Below are 17,634 nucleotides of genomic sequence, written 5' to 3'. Positions count from 1 at the left end.
CCTGAAACACAATGGTGTGTGTGTTTCAGTTCCAGACATCATCCGAAGACGTGTTCTGGTTTCACTCAACCCTGCCCAAAGGCAAAGCTGCTTAAAATTGGAGCGGGAAACGAGACTCGAACTCGCGACCCCGACCTTGGCAAGGTCGTGCTCTACCAACTGAGCTATTCCCGCAATGGCGTCCCCTAGGGGACTCGAACCCCTGTTACCGCCGTGAAAGGGCGGTGTCCTAGGCCACTAGACGAAGGGGACACACGTACAACATTCAATACTTATTGGCGCTACGCTGTGTGCTTTACGCTGTAAGTGGCGCGCATTCTATGGATGGATTGAGGGGTCGTCAACCCCCATGTGAAAATTTATTGAAATCAATAACTTCGATGCCGTTCGGACGCTGACCGACTGTCGCCAGGCGCGCGGCTGATCAATCTCCCCTCATCTATATAGAAGAGATGCCGACAAACTCCGAGAGGGACATCTATGCGCAGTAGTGCTTAGCCACTACACTCGCACTAAAACTAATTGAACGAATGAGGTTTGCACAGTGACTCCACTCATGATCACGCTGATGGTAGTAGCAGGTATCGCACTGCTCATCGCGATCGGCTACCTGAATCACGTCGCTGAAAACGGCAAACTGGAGAAGGCTCGCACCAAGGTCGAACTGGGCGATCGCCTGCGTCGCTGCAGCGAGATCACCGAAGTGTTCCCGGGCCAGCTGATGTCCCCCGCCTTGAAGCTGTTGCTCGCGCGGCTGGAGCTGAACGTCGTGCAGCGCATGCTGAACATGGAGAAAGGCAACGCTCAGCTCAAGCACCGTATTGGCGAACTGGAAGAGCAGATTGCCAAGGGCGAAGGCATCGACATACCCAACCCGGTCACACCGATCCAGACCGAAGCCAAGGCCAAGGACGTGCGTTTTCTGCTGGAAGCCCTGCATGGTCAGGTGACGCGTGCTGCACATGACGGCTTTCTGCAGACCAGCGAAGCGAAACACTGGATCCGTGAAATCCGCACGATCCTGGTCAACCTGCACATCGAATTCTTCAACAACCTTGGCCAGACTGCACTTTCTCAGGATCAGCCAGGTCAGGCACGTCTGGCATTCGAGCGCGGCGTACAGTATTTGCGCAACCAGCCGGACCCGGTCACTTATCAACAGCAACTGCTGGCGATGGAAAAACAACTGGCCCGTGCCAACTCCGTAGTGCTGACCAACACCGCGCCGACCGAAGACGACGACAACGCACTGACCGAAGGCCTCAAGCAGGACGACACCGAATCGGAATGGAAGAAGAAAGTCATCTACGATTGATGACTGCCCCGCCGCTGCCGGGCTTGTGCTCCGGGCAGCGGCAGGCCGACCGGCTCAGCAGTCGGTCGATGCCAGAAAGATCGCCGCAAGACGCTCGATCCCTGCCTGATCCTCTTCGTTGAAACGCCCCACACTCGGACTGTCCAGGTCCAGCACACCGATCAGACGTCCCTCCTTGATCAATGGCACCACCAACTCGCTGTTCGATGCGCTGTCGCAGGCAATGTGCCCGGGAAACTCGTGAACGTCCTGCACACGCTGGGTTTGTCGGCTCTGCGCCGCCGCCCCGCAAACGCCCCGGCCGAAAGGAATGCGTACGCAGGCGATCTGCCCTTGAAACGGCCCCAGCACCAGTTCTTCGTTGCGATTGACGTAAAAGCCCGCCCAGTTCAGATCATCGAGCTGGGTGTAGAGAAACGCCGAAAACTGCGCCGCATTGGCGATGAAATCGCGCTCGTCGGCCAACAGTGCTTCCAGTTGTGCGGCCAGCAAACCATAGCCGTCCAGGCCCGCGCCGGTGTTTTGCAAATCAATCATGTGTGTTGCTCCAACAATTCAAGTCCTACCCAGTAACGTGCAAATTGATAGGCGCAGCGGCCATTGCGATTACCGCGCGCGGTTGCCCAGCGAATCGCGGCTTTTTCCAGGTTTTCGTCGCGCTGCCACTGCAATCCGGCTTTTTGCGCTAATTGCGTGATCCAGTGTTCGACGACGTTCAGATAATGCTCCTGAGTGAACGGATAGAACGACAGCCACAGCCCGAACCGGTCAGACAAGGCGATCTTGTCTTCGACGGCCTCACTGGGGTGCAGTTCGCCGTCAACGTGCTTCCAGTCGACGTTGTCACTTTCCTTCTCGGGCACCAGGTGACGACGATTGGAGGTCGCGTACAGCAGCACGTTGTCTGGCGCCTGCTCCAGCGAGCCGTCGAGTACACTCTTCAGCACGCGATAATCACCCTCGCCCGACTCGAACGACAGGTCATCGCAGAACAGCACGAAACGCTGCGGCAGCTTGTGCAGTTGTTCAACCACACGCGGCAAATCACCCAGATGGTCGCGTTCGATCTCGATCAGGCGCAGACCGGCCGGAGCGTACTCGGCCAGCAGCGCGCGGATCAAGGACGACTTGCCGGTGCCGCGCGAACCCCAGAGCAAGGCATGGTTGGCAGGCAGCCCGTCGATGAACTGACGGGTATTGCGCCCCAACTGATCGCGCTGCAGGTCGACGCCGATCAGATCGGTCAGGCGCGTATCGAGGCTCACTTGCAGCGGCATCAGGTAACCGCTGCGGCCCTCTTGCACCCAGCGCGCGGCCAGCGCCTGCGACCAATCGACTGGCTCGCGCAGCGCTGGCAGCAACGGCTCCAGTCGGGCCAGCACGGCGTCGGCGCGCTGCAGAAAAGCATCCAACCGAGAATCCACGGGATCTCCTTATATTTAACTGATTAGTCAGCAGTGCCGATCGGCTATGCTTGGCCGGCACCGGGCACCAGAAGTGGCAGTACTCATGGATATATCGCTCAAAAACAGGCTGTCGTTCAAGCAGGCGCGCCTGGCTGTATCGATCGGCTTCGTGCTGGGGACCCTGCTGAGCCTGTTCCAGATTGCGATCGATTATGCCAGCGAAGACGCTTCCATCAATCGTGAAATCAAGTCACTGCTGGAAATCATCCAGAACCCGGCGTCGCGCATCGCCTATAACATCGACTCGGAGCTGGCTCAGGAACTCACGCTCGGCCTGCTGCGCTCGCCTGCCGTGGTCAGCGCCAGGCTTACCGATAACAACGACGCCGTGCTCTCCAGCGTCGAGCGCCCCATGGCCACCGGGCGTTATCGGGTGTTCAGCGACTGGCTGTTCGGCGAAAGCCGGCAGTTTCAGGAAAAGCTGCACCTCAATCACCTGCCCAATGAAACCATCGGCACACTGTACCTGACCGTGGACACCTTCGCGTTCGGCAGCCACTTTCTGCAGCGCGCCGAAATCACCCTGCTCAACGGCTTTGTGCGCAGCCTGGCGCTGGCCGGGATTCTGACCATTCTGTTTTACGCGACCCTGACCAAGCCGCTGGTGAGGGTAATCCGCGAACTGAGCAGTCGCGATCCGCGCAACCCTGACCAGGGCAAAATAACCTGCCCGCCCTACCATGCCCAGGATGAAATCGGCGTGCTGGTCGAGACGTTCAACCGTCAGTTTGAAACCATGAGCAGCGAGTTTTCCAGGCGACGCGCGGCCGAGGACCGGCTGACCGACCACCTCAATGAACTGGAAAACATCGTCTCGGCGCGCACCAACGAGCTCAAGGCCAGCAACCTGCGCCTGCGCGAATCCAACGAGGAACTGCAGATAGCACGCAGCACGGCGCTGGACATGGCCCATGCGCGCTCGGCATTTCTGGCGCACATGAGCCATGAGATTCGTACACCGCTCAACGGTCTGCTGGGCATGCTGGCGCTGTCGCTGGACAGTCCGCTGGGTGCCGAACAACGCCAGCAGCTAATGATCGCCCACGACTCAGGCAAGGTGCTGGTCGAGCTGCTCAACGATATTCTCGACATGTCCAAGTTCGATGCCGGTCACCTGGAGATCGAGCGCATTCCTTTCGACCTTGGGATGTTGATCGAGGACACCGCCAATCTGCTGTCGCAGAACGCAGCGCCCAGCGTGGAGCTGACCTGCCTGATCGCGCCGGACTTCCCGGCCATGGTCACCGGCGATCCGACCAGGGTGCGTCAGATCGTCAGCAACCTGCTGTCCAACGCCCTCAAGTTCACCCGTTTCGGGCGCGTCGATGTGCGTCTGACTCACCATCGGGACGCCAGCTCCGGTGAACACCGGGTGCGCATCGAAGTCCGCGACACCGGCATCGGCATTGCGCAGGACGCCCAGACCCGAATCTTCCAGCCGTTCACCCAGGCTGAGACGGCCATCACCCGCCAGTACGGCGGCACCGGACTGGGCCTGGCGCTGACCAACAACCTCTGCGAGGCCATGAATGGCACGTTGAGCATCCAGTCGCAGTCCGGTTTCGGCAGCCAGTTCTGCGCCGAGCTGCCGCTGCCGGTCCACGTGCCTGCGGTTACTCAGACGCCGCTCAAGGGCCGGGTGACGGTGGTCAGCTCGGCAGGCAGCGGACTGGTGGAGCTGCTGGGCAGTCTGCTGCCGTTCTGGGGGGTCGACCTCAAGCGACGCAGCATCGACGATCGCGCACAAGCAGTGGACCTCGACGGCAGTTCCGATCTGGTCATCACCGACTGTCCCGAATGCCTGTTTACGATTCGCCCCACCACACCCGTGCCGATCCTGCTGGTGACCGCCTATGGCAACTTCATGCCCGGCGAACAGGTTGCCGCCCTGGCCCCGCTGCAACAGCAGGCCCGGCCACTGGCGCGCAACGCGCTTTACCACACGCTGCGGCGCATACTGGGTCAGGAAGAAACGGGGCTCAAGGACACACAGGCGCTCGAACATACGGCGCCACGTCTGGCGCGGGTGTTATTGGTCGAGGACAATCCGGTCAATCAACTGGTCGCCAAGGGCATCCTCGGCAAACTGGGTTGCGAAGTGATCATCAGCAGCCATGGCGGCGAAGCCCTGGAACAGCTGGAGCAAGGCCATTTCGATCTGGTATTGATGGACTGCAACATGCCGGTCATGGACGGCTATGAAGCCAGCCGCCAGATCCGCAGCAGCGGCCGCTGGCCGAACCTGCCGATCGTTGCCCTTACCGCCAACGCCATGCCCGATGAGCGCGAGCGCTGCAAGGCGGCGGGCATGAATGACTATCTGGCCAAGCCGTTCCGGCGTGCCGAACTGGTCAGCATTCTCGATCAGTGGATACCCATTACCGGCATCGACTGAAGACTCAGCGCAGCAGCGCCTCGATCTCGCCCGTCAGTTCCTCAGGCTTGGTCAATGGCGCAAAACGCTTGACCAGCCGACCGTCCTGGCCAATCAGGAACTTGGTGAAATTCCACTTGATGCGCTCCGTGCCCAACAACCCCGGCGCCTGCTGCTTGAGCTGCACGAACAGCGGATGGGCCTGCTCGCCGTTCACATCGATCTTCTTGAACAACGGGAAGCTGACGCCGTAGTTCAGCTCGCAAAAGCCGGAAATCGCCCCCTCGTCGCCTGGCTCCTGCTTGCCGAACTGGTTACAGGGGAAACCCAGCACCACCAACTCCTGATCCCGGTAGTCCTGCCAGAGCTTTTCCAGCCCCTTGTATTGAGGGGTAAAGCCACACTTGCTGGCGGTGTTAACCACCAGCAGCGCCTTGCCGGAGAAATCGGCGAGGGTTTTCTGTTCGCCCTTGATCGTCGTGACCGGGATGCTCAGCAGGTTTTCACTCATCAAAGGAGGCCTCGATACTGGAATTGGGACAGGGCGTTGGCTGAATCTGCAAAGCGTCTAGCTGCGTGGCACCAGATCCAGGCACACCGAATTAATGCAGTAGCGCAGCCCGCTGGGTGGCGGTCCATCCGGGAACACGTGGCCCAGGTGCGCGTCACACTTGGAGCAGACCACTTCGGTACGAATCATGCCGTGGCTCATGTCGCGAACCTCGATCACTGCACTGTTTTCGAGTGGCGCATAGAAGCTTGGCCAGCCGCAGCCTGAATCGAACTTGGTGGTGGAATCGAACAGCGGCTCATTGCAGCAGATGCAGTGATAGATGCCGTCGGTCTTGACCTTGTCGTACTTGCCGGAGAACGGCCGCTCGGTGCCTTTCAGACGGCAGACGTTGTACTGCTCCGGGTCGAGCATCTGCTTCCACTCTTCCAGCGTTTTCTGCAACTTTTCCACAGGTACACCTCCGAATTCGAAAAACCCTGATCTGTACCTTTTCCGCAGATCAGGTGGCACGTATCATTGCGCCAGGTCAGACGTCAGTCTGGCACCCGCGTTTGTCGTACACAAACCCATTTTCATGGCGAATGTAGCGACCTTCATTGCAAGCCGGCGACAGCTCGTCCATTTTCGGGATCATCACCATGCAGTTCAACAAATCGAACAAGCTCGCAAACGTCTGCTATGACATTCGCGGGCCGGTGCTCAAGCACGCCAAACGCCTGGAAGAGGAAGGTCACCGCATCCTCAAGCTGAACATCGGCAACCCGGCGCCGTTTGGTTTCGAGGCGCCGGACGAAATTCTGCAGGACGTGATCCGCAACTTGCCGACTGCGCAGGGCTACAGCGACTCCAAGGGCCTGTTCAGCGCCCGCAAGGCGGTGATGCAGTATTACCAGCAGAAGCAGGTCGAAGGCGTCGGCATCGAAGACATCTACCTGGGCAACGGCGTGTCCGAGCTGATCGTGATGTCGATGCAGGCGTTGCTCAACAATGGCGACGAAGTGCTGGTTCCGGCCCCCGACTACCCGCTGTGGACCGCTGCTGTCGCCTTGTCCGGTGGCAGCCCGGTGCACTACCTGTGCGACGAACAGGCCAACTGGTGGCCTGATCTTGAAGACATCAAGGCCAAGATCACCCCGAACACCAAGGCCATGGTCATCATCAACCCGAACAACCCGACAGGTGCGGTGTATTCGCGCGAAGTACTGCTGGGCATGCTGGAGCTGGCTCGCCAGCATAATCTGGTGGTGTTCTCCGACGAAATCTACGACAAGATCCTGTATGACGACGCGGTACACATCTGCACCGCTTCGCTGGCGCCGGACCTGCTGTGCCTGACCTTCAACGGCCTGTCCAAGTCGTATCGGGTCGCGGGCTTCCGCTCCGGCTGGATCGCCATTTCCGGGCCGAAACACAACGCGCAGAGCTACATCGAAGGCATCGACATTCTGGCCAACATGCGCCTGTGTGCCAACGTACCGAGCCAGCACGCCATCCAGACCGCGCTGGGCGGCTACCAGAGCATCAATGACCTGATTCTTCCCCCCGGCCGTCTGCTGGAACAGCGCAACCGCACCTGGGAGCTGCTCAACGACATTCCCGGTGTCAGCTGCGTGAAGCCGATGGGCGCGCTGTATGCGTTCCCGCGCATTGACCCGAAAGTCTGCCCGATCCTCAACGACGAGAAGTTCGTCCTCGACCTGCTGCTTTCCGAAAAACTGCTGGTGGTTCAGGGTACAGCGTTCAATTGGCCATACCCCGACCACTTCCGCGTCGTGACCCTGCCCCGCGTCGATGAACTGGAGCAGGCCATTGGCCGCATCGGTAACTTCCTCAAGGGTTATCGGCAGTAAACAGCCACAGCGCTCTCGCCCGATCTCTCTGCCCCGACCCGCTCGGGGCAGTTTATTTCTGTGCGCCCGAAACATCATGGACGCCCTGCCCCAAACGCTTCAGGCATCGACCACTCTGGCTCAGGCGCCGTTCAGCCTTGCAGGATTACCATTGATTGCGACAAGAGGACACAGTTTGAAATAGTCCCTCTGTTGAATAGCAGCAAGCATCACCTTATATACCCGGCATCGAGTTACATATTTACCTGAGGAGAACGTTTCGACCATGATGCGCATTTTGCTGTTTTTGGCCACTAACCTTGCGGTCGTGCTGATTGCCAGCATCACCCTGAGCCTTTTTGGCTTCAATGGGTTCATGGCGGCCAACGGGGTTGATCTGAACCTCAATCAGCTGCTGGTCTTCTGCGCTGTGTTCGGCTTCGCGGGCTCGCTGTTCTCGCTGTTCATCTCCAAGTGGATGGCGAAGATGAGCACCGGTACTCAGATCATCAGCCAGCCTCGCACTCGCCATGAGCAATGGTTGCTGCAGACCGTTGAACAATTGTCCCGTGACGCGGGCATCAAGATGCCGGAAGTCGGTATTTTCCCGGCGTACGAAGCCAACGCGTTCGCTACGGGCTGGAACAAGAACGATGCACTGGTTGCGGTCAGCCAGGGCCTGCTCGAGCGCTTTTCGCCGGATGAGGTGAAAGCCGTCCTGGCGCACGAGATCGGCCACGTTGCCAACGGCGACATGGTGACGCTGGCGCTGGTGCAGGGTGTGGTGAACACCTTCGTGATGTTCTTCGCCCGCATCATCGGTAATTTCGTCGACAAGGTGATCTTCAAGACTGAAAACGGTCAGGGCATCGCTTACTACATCACGACGATCTTCGCCGAGCTGGTACTGGGCTTTCTGGCCAGCGCCATCGTCATGTGGTTCTCGCGCAAACGCGAATTCCGCGCTGACGATGCCGGTGCACGACTGGCGGGTACGGGTGCAATGATCGGCGCGCTGCAACGCCTGCGTTCCGAACAGGGCGTCCCGGTGAATATGCCCGACAGCCTGACCGCCTTCGGTATCAACGCCGGTCTCAAGAAAGGCCTCGCCGGCCTGTTCATGAGCCACCCGCCGCTGGAGCAACGCATCGAGGCCCTGCGCCGCCGCGGTTGAACCACGAACGCGATAGCCTCAGCCCCGCGCATGGCAATGAGAGGTGTTCTTCCGGACACCTCTCGTTCCTTACGCTCCGCGTGGGAATGCAGTTCGTGACGCAGGGCGTCAAACGGTTCTGCGATTCAGAGAGATTCAGGACCAACTCAGCGCGATTGACGCTCCAACACATAAACATGCTCATCCATACGCTCCAATCCGGCCTTCAACGCCTTGGGACTGCTGTGCAGCGTATCCTGCCCGCCTACCTTCGTTACCTCCCAGTTTCCCGACATGACGCTCTGCAGCCATGTGTGCGGCACGGAGAATGGCGGGCCTTCGAGCAGGGTCTGATCGTATTCCAGGGTGATCAGTAAACCGCTACACGCTTGCGGCATCAGCGCTTCAAGCTGCCGCACATAGCGTTCGCGCATATCCGCTGGCAAGGCGATCATCGCGGCACGGTCGTAAAACGCCGCGCAATGACCGATATCGCGCACAGTCAGCGCGAAGAAATCACCGCACCAGATTTCGATACCGGGCGCTGCGTAGACCTTGAAGTCGCCCTGCGACGTAATCTTCGGCTGCTCACCACGCTCGGTGAAATAGCTTCCCACCGCTGCCTCGGACAGCTCGGCGCCCACCACGTGATACCCCTGCCCCCTCAGCCAGCTCATGTCCTGGCTCTTGCCACATAACGGCACCAGAACCCGCGCCCCTGGTGCAACACTCAACGAGGACCAGTATTGCTGCAGGTCCTGATTGACCTCGGACTGATGAAAGCCGATCTGTCCGGCGCTCCAGCGCTGCAGCCAAAAATCCGTCTTCATGAAAACCTCCTGAAAATTCGATAAAAAAGCGCCAGAACTTATATTAGATTTAGATCATAGAAATGACCGACCATAAGTCATCCCTCTATTCTGGAGCTTTAAATGTTCCCCAGCCTGTTTATTTCCCATGGCTCCCCCATGCTGGCGCTGGAGCCCGGTGACAGCGGCCCGGCTCTGAAGCGACTGGCTGCCAGCCTGCCCCGGCCTCGCGCCATCGTGATGGTCTCTGCCCATTGGGAAAGCCATGAACTGATCGTCAACGGCAATCCACAGCCCGAGACATGGCATGACTTCGGCGGCTTTCCACCCGAACTGTTTGCAGTGCAGTACCCGGCGCAAGGGCTGCCGGAACTGACGCGCACGGTGGTAGATCTGCTTGCCGCCAGCGACCTGCCTGCACGCATCGACAGCAGACGTCCGTTCGACCACGGCGTCTGGGTGCCGTTGTCGCTGATGTACCCGAACGCCGACATTCCGGTGGTGCAGGTTTCACTGCCCAGCCGCCAGGGACCTGAACTGCAGACCCGCGTGGGCCGGGCACTGGCCAGCTTGCGTGAACAGGGTGTACTGATCATCGGTTCAGGCAGCATCACGCATAACCTGCGTGATCTTGACTGGAACGCCGGACCCGACAGCATCGAGCCCTGGGCTGCCGCGTTTCGTGACTGGATGATCGACAAGCTGCAAAACGACGACGAAGCCGCACTGCACCACTACCGCAGCCTTGCTCCTCACGCAGCCCGTGCGCACCCCAGTGACGAGCACCTGCTGCCGCTGTATTTTGCGCGCGGCGCTGGCGGTGTCTTCGGCATTGCCCATCAGGGCTTCACCATGGGCGCGCTCGGGATGGATATCTATCGGTTCGGGTGAAGCCAATAGCGCCAACTTGCCTGAATCCAAGGCAAAAAAATCCCCGAACCAGTCGGGGATTTTTTATTGGCCGATCAGCTCAAGAGCCCGATCAGTCTTCGCGATAGCGACGCAGCTTGAGCTGCTTGCCAGCAACACGGGTGTCCTTGAGCTTGGTCAGCAGACGCTCAAGACCATCTTCCGGCAGTTCGACCAGGCTGAAGCTGTCACGGACCTGGATACGGCCGATCGCTTCGCGGGCCAGGCCGCCTTCGTTGAGAATGGCACCCAGCAGGTTCTTGGCAGCGATACCATCACGCGCACCCAGCGCGGTACGGCAACGAGCACGGCCTTCGGCCAATGGAACCGGCGCACGACGCTCACGCTCAGGACGATCACCACGGTCGCTGCTGCGCTCTGGACGATCACCGCGCGGGGCGTTGTTCGGAACCAGTGGACGCTCGCGCTCGATGGCTGCCAGGGTCAGTGCCTGACCGTTGGTAGCCTTGCGCAGCAGTGCAGCGGCAAGCGCGCGAGGGCTGCAGCCGATGTCGGCAGTCAGACGATCGAGCAGATCACCGTGAGTCGATTCGGCATCAGCGACCAGCGGCGACAGGCTGTTGGTCAGTTTCTTGATGCGCGCATCCAGAACGGCCTGGGCATCCGGCAGGCGGACTTCCGCAACCTTCTGACCGGTAACACGCTCGATCACTTGCAGCATGCGGCGCTCACGAGGCGTCACCAGCAGCAGTGCGCGACCTTCGCGACCGGCACGGCCGGTACGGCCGATACGGTGAACGTAGGACTCCGGATCGTAAGGCATGTCCACGTTGAAGACGTGGGTGATACGCGGAACGTCAAGACCACGGGCAGCAACGTCGGTCGCCACAACGATGTCCAGACGGCCATCCTTGAGGGATTCGATAACGCGCTCGCGCTGGTTCTGGGCGATGTCGCCGTTCAGTGCGGCAGCCTTGTAGCCTTTGGCTTCAAGAGCACTGGCCAGATCCAGGGTCGCCTGCTTGGTGCGGACGAACATGATCAGGGCGTCGAAGTCTTCGACTTCCAGCAGGCTCAGTACGGCCGAGGTCTTCTGGTCAGCGTGAACCAGCAGGTGAGCCTGCTCGATCGCGGTAACGGTCTGGGTCTTGGTCTGGATCTTGACGTGCTTCGGATCGCGCAGATGGCGTTCGGCGATGGCACGGATCGACTGTGGCAGCGTGGCCGAGAACAGTACGGTCTGGCGGGTTTCAGGCATGGCCTTGAAGATGACTTCGAGGTCGTCCATGAAGCCCAGCTTGAGCATTTCGTCCGCTTCGTCGAGAACCAGGTGGTTCACGGTCGCCAGGACTTTCTCGTCACGACGCAGGTGGTCGCAGAGACGGCCCGGAGTAGCGACGACGATTTGTGCGCCGTTGCGGATAGCCTTGAGCTGAGGGCCCATCGGCGCGCCGCCGTAGACCGCTACAACGGTCACGCCCGGCATTTGTTTTGCGTAGGTCTCGAACGCGGTGGCAACCTGAAGTGCCAGTTCGCGGGTCGGGGCCAGGATCAGTGCTTGCGGCTCGCGCTTGCTCGGGTCGATCCGATGCAGGATAGGCAGTGCGAACGCGGCGGTTTTACCCGTACCGGTTTGCGCCTGACCAATCATGTCGTGACCGGCGAGAATAATCGGGATCGATTGCTGCTGAATGGCCGAAGGCTCTTCGTAGCCAGTGGCGACGACTGCTGCAACGATATTTGGATGAAGTTCGAGAGCGGCGAAGCCGCCGATTTCCTGGGTCATGGGTCTGCCTCTAGTGCATCCGCAAAGACCCATGCTTCAAAGCTGCGCGTGCCGTGTACGACCTTGAGGTCACCCTGGCTGCTTTGTCGGCGGGGATTTGCGAAAACGTTTGATGAATGGATCGTCCAGGCTAGTCCGTTGTGCGAACAAGCAACCGAAGCTGGCTTCGGGGAACTGCAATACCTTGACGAGGGCCGTGTTAAGGCCGGCGCGCACTATACCGGAAATACGCACCTTAGTGAGTCTTTTTTTACGAAACGTTGCGCCATTTTTGAGCGGCAGCAGCCCCTGAGTCCGGGCAGAAGGCCGCCTGATCAAGGCGCGGGCCCGAGATTGCGGGCATTGCCGCTTAAACGTTTAATCCATTCTTGCACATGACCGGCATTCTGGCCTTCGAGGTGTGGCGAATTGTCCCACCCCGTTTTCAGCACAATCGACTCACCTGTCGCCTGCTCAGGTGGCGGAACGAATAGCCTTGATCAGCGACGCAAGCGAGTAACCCAGATGCGGCGCAAGTGCCTCGGCTCGCCCGTTCAACGCGTCGATATCCAGCGTCTGCTCCAGGTCGGCCGGGACGAGCAGGATGACGTTGCCCTCCTTCACCGGCAGCTCCCAGTAATGGCGGTGGTAAAGGCCACGCAGCAGCGCCGCTCCCAGCGGCTTGCCGTCGTCGGTCGCCCACTGATTGATGATCAGCCAGCCGCCCGGATTCAGCCGCTGCTGACAGCTCTGCAGGAAATTCCAGGCCAAGTGCCCGACCCCAGGCCCGACATCGGTGTACAGGTCGACAAAGATCAGGTCGGCAGGCTCGGCACTGTCCAGCAGGTCCAGCGCATCGCCGATGCGGATATACAGTCGCGGATCGTCGTCGAGCCCCATGAACTCCATGGCCAGACGTGGCACATCCGGGCGCAGCTCGATGACTTCCACATCCTCGAGGGGCAGGAATTTCATGCAGGCCTGGGTCAGCGTGCCGGCTCCCAGGCCCAGAAACAGCGCGCTTTCCGGCGCGTCATGGCACAGCGCGCCGATCAGCATCGCGCGGGTGTAGTCGTACTCCAGCCAGCTCGGATCGGCTGTAAAGGTGCAGCTTTGCTCGATGGCATCGCCAAACTCCAGAAAGCGGTAATCCTCCACTTCCAGCACGCGAATCATGCCGAAGTCGTCGTGCACCTCGGCCAGGATTCGCTCTACGCGCTCACGCTCTTCCGTCATCACCGTTCCTGGTTGTCTGCGCCGAGCGCAAAATACGAATTGTCGGGCAAGCGCACGGCTTTGTCACACGTTGTGGCGTACGGCGTCGCTCCAATGCTCCGCACCGCACTGGCAGAGCAACGACGAACTGCTAACATGCCGATCCGATTGCACAACTCTAGAGCCAATAATGAGCCAACCCTGGAGCCCCGACAGCTGGCGGGCACTGCCGATTCAGCAGCAACCTCACTACCCCGATGCCGAGCACCTGCACAGGGTCGAACAGACATTGGCCAGTTACCCGCCGCTGGTGTTCGCCGGCGAAGCACGTGAGTTGCGCCGTCAGTTTGCCGAAGTGACCCAGGGACGTGCGTTCTTGCTGCAGGGCGGTGACTGCGCGGAAAGCTTCATGGAGTTTTCCGCCGCCAAGATTCGCGATACGTTCAAGGTCCTGCTGCAGATGGCAATCGTGATGACGTTTGCCGCCGGTTGCCCGGTGGTGAAAGTCGGACGCATGGCCGGGCAATTTGCCAAGCCACGCTCGGCCAACGACGAAATCATCGATGGCGTGACGCTCCCGGCTTATCGGGGTGACATCGTCAACGGCATCGGTTTCGACGAGAAAAGCCGAGTGCCGGACCCGGAACGCCTGATCCAGGCTTACAACCAGTCCACCGCCACCCTGAACCTGCTGCGCGCCTTCGCACAGGGCGGGTTTGCCGATCTGCATCAGGTGCACAAGTGGAACCTGGACTTCATCGCCAACTCGGCGCTGGCCGACAAGTACAGCCAGTTGGCCGGGCGCATCGATGAAACCCTGGCGTTCATGCGCGCCTGCGGCATGGACAGCTCGCCGCAGTTGCGCGAAACCAGCTTCTTCACCGCCCACGAAGCGTTGCTGCTCAATTACGAAGAAGCCTTCGTACGACGCGACAGCCTGACCAACGATTACTACGATTGCTCGGCGCACATGCTGTGGATCGGCGACCGTACCCGCCAACTCGATGGCGCGCACGTCGAGTTCCTGCGCGGGGTCAACAACCCGATCGGCGTCAAGGTCGGCCCGAGCATGAACACCGACGACCTGATCCGCCTGATCGATATCCTCAACCCGGACAACGACCCGGGGCGCCTGAACCTGATCGCGCGCATGGGTGCCAACAAGGTCGGTGATCACTTGCCGCAGCTGATCCGCGCCGTCGAGCGTGAAGGCCGCAAGGTGCTGTGGAGCTCGGACCCGATGCACGGCAACACGATCAAGGCCAGCAGTGGCTACAAGACCCGCGACTTTGCGCAGATCCTTGGCGAAGTGAAGCAGTTCTTCCAGGTGCACCAGGCTGAGGGCACTTACGCGGGCGGCATCCACATTGAAATGACCGGACAGAACGTCACCGAATGCATCGGTGGTGCCCGCCCGATCACTGAAGACGGCCTTTCGGATCGCTATCACACGCATTGCGACCCACGCATGAACGCCGATCAGTCACTGGAACTGGCCTTTCTGATTGCCGAGACCCTCAAGCAGGTCAGGCGCTAAACAGGAAAACCCGGAGCAACTGCCCGCTCAATGCTTGAGCGGGTCGTCCCAGAACGGACGCTCGGCTTCCTGCTGAATATCGGCACGGCTCAAGCCCAGGTCCTTCAGTGCTCCGTCACTCATCTGTGCCAGCAAGCGGCGCTGGCGGTGCAGCTCCAGCCAGCGCTGCAGATGACGCTTCAGCGCTGTGAACACCGTGCCCGCCTGCAAACCCCCATCGCCCCCTTCTACCCCTGCGCATTGTTTTTGACCTTTCATCATCTTGCCCTCCATGTGGGATGACTGAAGTCTCGCTTCGGGCGTAGGATCAATCCAACGAATGTTCGTTATGCCTTCCATCTGGGAGTTTGATGTATTGGCCACCTACCCGAGCATTGATACCGAACTGTTGCGCACCTTCGTGGCGATTGCCGATCACGGCGGTTTCACTCGCGCAGGTGAAGCGGTCAACCGCACACAGTCGGCGGTCAGCATGCAGATGAAGCGTCTGGAAGAAGACGTCGTGCAGCGCCCGCTGTTTCAGCGTGAAGGCCGGGTCCTGAACCTGACTGCGGAGGGCCAGGTACTGCTCGGTTACGCGCGGCGAATTCTCAAGCTGCACAGCGAGGTGTTCAACACCTTGCGCGAGCCGCACATGATCGGCGTGGTGAAAATCGGCTCGCCGGACGATTACGTGATGCGCTTCCTGCCCGGCATTCTGGCGCAGTTCGCCCAGGCCTATCCGCTGGTTCAAGTGGAAGTGCATTGCGAGCCATCGGACCTTCTGCTGCAACGTCACGACCTGGATCTGACCATTGTCACGCGCAAGCCCGGTACAGAGATCGGCACACTGCTGCGTCAGGAACGTCTGATGTGGATGGAGGCCGTCGGCTTTGCCCCGCATGAGCAAACACCCATTCCGCTGGCGATGTTCAATACCCACTGCTTCTGTCGTGACTGGGCGTGCAATGCGCTGGACGGCATGGGGCGTGATTACCGCATCGCCTACAGCAGCTCGAGCATGGCGGCGATCACTGCAGTGGTCAGCGCGGGCCTGGCAGTCACCGCGCAGTTCCAGAGCCTGGCCACAGCGGATTTACGTATCCTCGGCGAGGCGGAACAATTGCCACAGCTGCCAACCGCCAGCATCGTCCTCCTGCGCAAGTCTGGAAATCCCTCGCCCATCACCGAATGCATGGCCGATTACATCATCGCCGGCTTCAAACCTTGAGCGCGAGAATGACCGCACAGAGCACCAGAAACACGCAGAACATCAGGCGCAGGGTGCGCTCCGGCAACGAATGCGCCAGCTTGACGCCCCAGCTGATGCTGGCCAGGCCGCCGATGGCCAGCGGAATGCCCATCGACCAGTTGACGTGATCGTGCAACGCATAGGTGACCAGCGTGATACCGGTGCTCGGCGCCGCCAGGGACAGCGCAAGCCCCTGAGCCACGACCTGGGTCGCGCCGAAGACACTGGTAAGGATCGGCGTCGCCACGACCCCGCCGCCGACGCCAAACAGACCACCGGTCACGCCGGAGCCGACGCCCAGCAGCCATAACCACTGTTCATGACGCAACCCGCCAGCGGCCTGCTTGCTGCGCCAATACATCTGCGCGACATTAAACACGGTCAGCACCACCAGAAAACCGACGAAGCCCAGGCGCATGCCTTGCGGGTCGATGCGAACCGCGAGCAGCGAGGTCAGCCAGGCAAAAATGAAACTGGGGATGATCAACATCAGCGCATTACGCAGCAGAATCCGGTTGCGCTGGTTGTAACGCCACAAGGCCAGCAACACATTCGGTAGCACCATCAGCAAGGCGGTCCCTTGAGCCAGTTGCTGATCCAGACCGAACAGCACCCCGAGCGCGGGAATTGCCACAAGACCACCACCGATGCCGAACAACCCTCCCAGGGTGCCCATCGCTGCACCCAGCAACACAAACATCACAATTTCAATCACACTGCGTCCCCACCCGATCAATGACCAAATGCTACGCAGTCCTGCTCTGGACCGACAGCCGATGACGCCGTTTTTTTCGCGCATCACGCACGATGCCAGCGCTTTGAGCGCTGCATGAGCGAAATTATCTGGCGCATTAAAGAGTGCAACACTAAGTTAAACTCATTCGACCGAGTTTGAGGACCTGATATGAGTGCCGACCAAAGCCCGACCCGCTCCGCACCTGCCGATTGCGATTCGCTGCTGCTGGATAACCAATTGTGTTTCGCCCTGTATTCCACCTCGTTGATGATGACCAAGGTTTACAAGCCGCTGTTGCAGGCGCTCGGGCTGACCTATCCGCAGTATCTGGCGATGATGGTGCTGTGGGAAAGGGACGGGCTCACTGTGGGCGACGTCAGCACGCGCCTGCTCACCGATCCGGGTTCATTGACGCCGCTGCTCAAACGACTCGAAGGCGAGGGCTTCATCAGCCGCACGCGCAGCAAGGAAGACGAGCGGGTGGTGTTGCTTCACCTGACCGTACAGGGACGCGACTTGCAGCAAAAGGCCTTGACCGTACCTGGCTGCATTCTCTCGTCGAGCGGGCTGACCATGGAAAAGCTTCGCGACCTGCAAGCGCAGTTGCTGGAGCTGCGCGAGCACCTGCACCAGAGCCTCTAGGAAAAGGCCTCACCTCAGCTCGTCATGCCCGGCCACCCTGCGTGAGGTCTGGCAGGCCCTCCAACGATCATCCTCGACCTTTTTTGCAGAATTATCTTGCGCGCAAACTATCCTTGGGCTACCTTTGCTTTGCGATTAGTTAGCGCGCAAGTATTTAGCGCAACAAAACCTTCATTGA

At 60.0% G+C, this 17,634-nt stretch carries 17 protein-coding genes and 2 tRNA genes; 8 read left to right on the top strand and 11 right to left on the bottom strand.

Translation table 11 applies throughout. From position 1 onward, the window contains the following. Positions 1-98 precede the first annotated feature (98 nt). A tRNA-Gly gene (locus tag KBY08_RS02880) sits at positions 99-174 on the bottom strand. A 2-nt stretch (positions 175-176) separates the two neighbouring features. Continuing rightward, positions 177-252 (bottom strand) — tRNA-Glu (locus KBY08_RS02875). A gap of 304 nt (positions 253-556) precedes the next feature. On the opposite strand from KBY08_RS02875, the gene KBY08_RS02870 reads away from it, so the two are divergent. Continuing rightward, positions 557-1,315, top strand: a complete 759-nt coding sequence (locus KBY08_RS02870; protein ID WP_011268541.1) for a hypothetical protein — start codon at positions 557-559, stop codon at positions 1,313-1,315. 54 nt (positions 1,316-1,369) lie between these two features. Here the strand turns inward: KBY08_RS02870 and KBY08_RS02865 are convergent, their stop codons facing one another. Continuing rightward, the gene (locus KBY08_RS02865; protein WP_003404173.1) at positions 1,370-1,852 is read right to left on the bottom strand and encodes a GAF domain-containing protein; all 483 of its coding nucleotides are present in this window, start codon (positions 1,850-1,852) and stop codon (positions 1,370-1,372) included. After that, positions 1,849-2,739 carry an ATP-binding protein gene (locus KBY08_RS02860; protein WP_011268543.1) on the bottom strand — a complete coding sequence of 297 codons (891 nt, stop codon included), beginning with the start codon at positions 2,737-2,739 and terminating at the stop codon, positions 1,849-1,851. The genes KBY08_RS02865 and KBY08_RS02860 overlap by 4 nt, the downstream gene beginning before the upstream one ends. Before the next feature lie 85 nt (positions 2,740-2,824). Here KBY08_RS02860 and KBY08_RS02855 point away from each other — a divergent pair, with 85 nt between their 5' ends. Continuing rightward, positions 2,825-5,176, top strand: a complete 2,352-nt coding sequence (locus KBY08_RS02855) for an ATP-binding protein (RefSeq protein WP_024638898.1) — start codon at positions 2,825-2,827, stop codon at positions 5,174-5,176. 4 nt (positions 5,177-5,180) lie between these two features. Here the strand turns inward: KBY08_RS02855 and KBY08_RS02850 are convergent, their stop codons facing one another. Both KBY08_RS02850 and msrB read right to left on the bottom strand, forming a co-directional pair. Continuing rightward, positions 5,181-5,666 (bottom strand): glutathione peroxidase, encoded by a 486-nt coding sequence (locus tag KBY08_RS02850; RefSeq protein ID WP_111522429.1) that lies wholly within the window; start codon positions 5,664-5,666, stop codon positions 5,181-5,183. A 57-nt stretch (positions 5,667-5,723) separates the two neighbouring features. After that, a complete protein-coding gene (gene msrB, locus KBY08_RS02845; RefSeq protein WP_024641772.1) occupies positions 5,724-6,119 on the bottom strand; it encodes a peptide-methionine (R)-S-oxide reductase MsrB in 396 nt (131 codons plus the stop codon). Between the two features lie 188 nt (positions 6,120-6,307). Here msrB and KBY08_RS02840 point away from each other — a divergent pair, with 188 nt between their 5' ends. Together KBY08_RS02840 and htpX are read left to right on the top strand one after the other, a co-directional pair. Further along, the gene (locus KBY08_RS02840) at positions 6,308-7,519 is read left to right on the top strand and encodes a pyridoxal phosphate-dependent aminotransferase (protein WP_003314686.1); all 1,212 of its coding nucleotides are present in this window, start codon (positions 6,308-6,310) and stop codon (positions 7,517-7,519) included. A 265-nt stretch (positions 7,520-7,784) separates the two neighbouring features. Continuing rightward, on the top strand, positions 7,785-8,672 hold the full coding sequence (gene htpX / locus KBY08_RS02835) for a protease HtpX (protein ID WP_003369784.1): 888 nt from the start codon (positions 7,785-7,787) through the stop codon (positions 8,670-8,672). A 146-nt stretch (positions 8,673-8,818) separates the two neighbouring features. Here the strand turns inward: htpX and KBY08_RS02830 are convergent, their stop codons facing one another. Next, positions 8,819-9,481: a thiopurine S-methyltransferase gene (locus KBY08_RS02830; RefSeq protein ID WP_024660906.1), complete on the bottom strand. Its 663-nt coding sequence runs from the start codon at positions 9,479-9,481 to the stop codon at positions 8,819-8,821. A gap of 102 nt (positions 9,482-9,583) precedes the next feature. Here KBY08_RS02830 and KBY08_RS02825 point away from each other — a divergent pair, with 102 nt between their 5' ends. After that, positions 9,584-10,351 carry a DODA-type extradiol aromatic ring-opening family dioxygenase gene (locus KBY08_RS02825; RefSeq protein ID WP_003404189.1) on the top strand — a complete coding sequence of 256 codons (768 nt, stop codon included), beginning with the start codon at positions 9,584-9,586 and terminating at the stop codon, positions 10,349-10,351. Positions 10,352-10,442: 91 nt separating this feature from the next. Here the strand turns inward: KBY08_RS02825 and KBY08_RS02820 are convergent, their stop codons facing one another. Then, positions 10,443-12,149: a DEAD/DEAH box helicase gene (locus KBY08_RS02820; RefSeq protein ID WP_172452258.1), complete on the bottom strand. Its 1,707-nt coding sequence runs from the start codon at positions 12,147-12,149 to the stop codon at positions 10,443-10,445. 420 nt (positions 12,150-12,569) lie between these two features. Next, complete coding sequence (locus tag KBY08_RS02815) at positions 12,570-13,331, bottom strand: spermidine synthase (protein ID WP_003404195.1); 762 nt, start codon at positions 13,329-13,331, stop codon at positions 12,570-12,572. Positions 13,332-13,500: 169 nt separating this feature from the next. Here KBY08_RS02815 and KBY08_RS02810 point away from each other — a divergent pair, with 169 nt between their 5' ends. Further along, on the top strand, positions 13,501-14,847 hold the full coding sequence (locus KBY08_RS02810) for a class II 3-deoxy-7-phosphoheptulonate synthase (protein ID WP_003404196.1): 1,347 nt from the start codon (positions 13,501-13,503) through the stop codon (positions 14,845-14,847). Between the two features lie 27 nt (positions 14,848-14,874). Here KBY08_RS02810 and KBY08_RS02805 read toward each other — a convergent pair whose 3' ends face one another. Next, positions 14,875-15,108, bottom strand: a complete 234-nt coding sequence (locus tag KBY08_RS02805) for a DUF1127 domain-containing protein (RefSeq protein ID WP_003404198.1) — start codon at positions 15,106-15,108, stop codon at positions 14,875-14,877. Between the two features lie 94 nt (positions 15,109-15,202). Between KBY08_RS02805 and KBY08_RS02800 the strand changes: the two genes are divergently transcribed. Next, positions 15,203-16,057 carry a LysR substrate-binding domain-containing protein gene (locus tag KBY08_RS02800; protein ID WP_024652854.1) on the top strand — a complete coding sequence of 285 codons (855 nt, stop codon included), beginning with the start codon at positions 15,203-15,205 and terminating at the stop codon, positions 16,055-16,057. Here the strand turns inward: KBY08_RS02800 and KBY08_RS02795 are convergent. After that, entirely contained in the window at positions 16,047-16,793 is a 747-nt protein-coding gene (locus KBY08_RS02795; protein ID WP_024660907.1) for a sulfite exporter TauE/SafE family protein, read from the bottom strand. The genes KBY08_RS02800 and KBY08_RS02795 overlap by 11 nt on opposite strands. Before the next feature lie 189 nt (positions 16,794-16,982). Between KBY08_RS02795 and KBY08_RS02790 the strand changes: the two genes are divergently transcribed. Beyond that, positions 16,983-17,456 (top strand): MarR family winged helix-turn-helix transcriptional regulator, encoded by a 474-nt coding sequence (locus KBY08_RS02790; RefSeq protein ID WP_024660908.1) that lies wholly within the window; start codon positions 16,983-16,985, stop codon positions 17,454-17,456. Positions 17,457-17,634 lie beyond the last annotated feature (178 nt).

It is taken from the genome of Pseudomonas sp. P135 (assembly GCF_020312125.1).
Classification (GTDB): domain Bacteria; phylum Pseudomonadota; class Gammaproteobacteria; order Pseudomonadales; family Pseudomonadaceae; genus Aquipseudomonas; species Aquipseudomonas fragariae.
The sequence above is the reverse complement of the archived record's forward strand: the minus strand, read 5'-3'. Positions and strand labels throughout refer to the sequence as shown.